2 protein-coding genes are annotated in these 1815 nt (G+C 70.2%); both read right to left on the minus strand.

Annotation, left to right across the window (positions count from 1 at the left end; translation table 11 throughout):
* The coding region (locus ACE3N6_RS19220; RefSeq protein ID WP_374247426.1) for a type II secretion system F family protein at nucleotides 1-1026 on the minus strand (1026 nt) is incomplete at its 3' end.
* A gap of 212 nt (nucleotides 1027-1238) precedes the next feature.
* The coding region (locus ACE3N6_RS19225; protein WP_374247427.1) for a GspE/PulE family protein at nucleotides 1239-1815 on the minus strand (577 nt) is incomplete at its 5' end.

Genomic DNA, 1815 nt, shown 5'->3' on the forward strand with positions numbered 1-1815 from the left:
CTGCAGTACCCCGACCATGGGCAGGAAGAGGGCGATCACGATGAAGCCGACGACCAGGGCCATTCCCACGATCAGGAGCGGTTCCACCACCGCTGCCAGCGCGGCGACCGCGTGATCAACCTCGTCGTCGTACGCCTCGGCGACTCTCCGCAGCACCTCCGCCAAGGCACCGGTTTCCTCCCCAACCCGCACCATGCCGGCGACCAGTGCCGGGAATATCCGGGTCGACTCCAGCGGACCGGCAAGGCCTTCGCCCCGTCGCAGGCGTGTGCCCACTTCGCCCAGGGCCTCCGCGATCCGGGTGTTTCCACTGGCGTCCTCGGCAATCGACAGCGCCTCCAACTCGGGAACGCCGGCCTCCAGCAACGCCCCCATCAGGCCGGTTACCCGCGCCACCGCCGACTTCAACAGCAGGTCGCCCAGGACAGGAATCCGAAGGGCCCAGCGATCGAGCGCCCGGCGACCCCGTGGCGTGCGCCTCCAGTGGCGGACCAGCCAGCCCAGTCCACCCAGCGCCGCGATCGCCGGCAACGCGTGCGCCCGCGCCAGTCGACTCGCGTCCAGGAGACTTTGGGTCAGCATTGGCAGGGGTTGCCCTTTCAGCAGCCCACCGTAAATCAGCGCGAACTTCGGCACCACGATCGCCACCAGGATCGCAACGATCACGATGGCAATCACCAGCACGATGGCCGGGTACGCCAGGGCAGTCCGTAGCCGGGCGCGAACGCGTTCCTGCTTCTCCATCACCAGCGCCTGCCGGGCCAGCACATCGCCAAGCGCCCCGCTGGCTTCGCCGGCGCTCACCATCGCCCGGTAGGTCTCGTCAAACAGTTGCGGGTAGCGGCGCAGGCCGTCTGACAGCGTCCCGCCGTTCTCGATCACCTGCCGCAGGCCGTGCGCCAGCCCACCCCTCGCATCCTGTCCTTCCTGGGACCCGATCACCTCGAGCGCCCGGGCCAGCGGCACCCCGGCCTTGACGAGCGTGGCAAGCTGCCGCGTGAACCCGCGCAGCTCCTTGGGCCCCATCGCGGTTTGCCGCCACGGCCAAGTTATTCGGCTTCGTGCCCCAGGCACTTCGCCCGGGAGCTGGCTCCCCGCGCGAGGTCTGGTGCCGCCGGCCGTCGGTCCCTCGCTGCGAGGAGGCAAGGCCGGGCGGGCGCGATCGGGCGCAATTTCCTGGCCTCGAGCGCTGCGCCCTGAGCGGACCTCAATCGCTTCGCCTGCGAACCCCGCCGGCCTCATGTTAAGAGTAGCACTTCCTCCAGGGTCGTTCGACCGGCCTCGACGGCCGCGAGGCCCTCGTCCCGCAGACTCCGCGCCCCCCGGGCCCTGGCCTGCCGGCGCACTTCATCCGCCGCACAACCGACTCCAATCCGCGCGCGCAGACCGGCGTCCACCGGCAGCCATTCGTACAGCCCGACCCGGCCCACAAACCCGGTCCCTGCACAGGCCGCGCACTCGCGCGGTCCGGCCTCCGGCACCATCGACAGCCGGTCTCTCCGGCAATGACGGCATTGCCCGCGCACGAGCCGCTGCGCCAGCACCGCCTCGAGGGTGGCCGCCAGCAGGTACGGCTCGACGCCCAGATCCATGAGCCGGGTCACCGCCGTGGCGGCATCAATCGTGTGCAGCGTGGTCAGCACGAGGTGACCGGTCTGGGCCGCCTGCACGGCGATGGCCGCGGTCTCGTCGTCCCGAATCTCTCCCACCAGGATGACATCCGGGTCCTGCCGCAGGAACGCCCGGAGCGCCGTCGCGAAATTCAGCCCGGCCGCCGGGTTCACTCCGACCTGCATGATTCCGTCCAGCTCGTAC

Source organism: Zoogloea sp. (assembly GCF_041904905.1).
Classification (GTDB): Bacteria; Pseudomonadota; Gammaproteobacteria; order Burkholderiales; family Rhodocyclaceae; genus Zoogloea.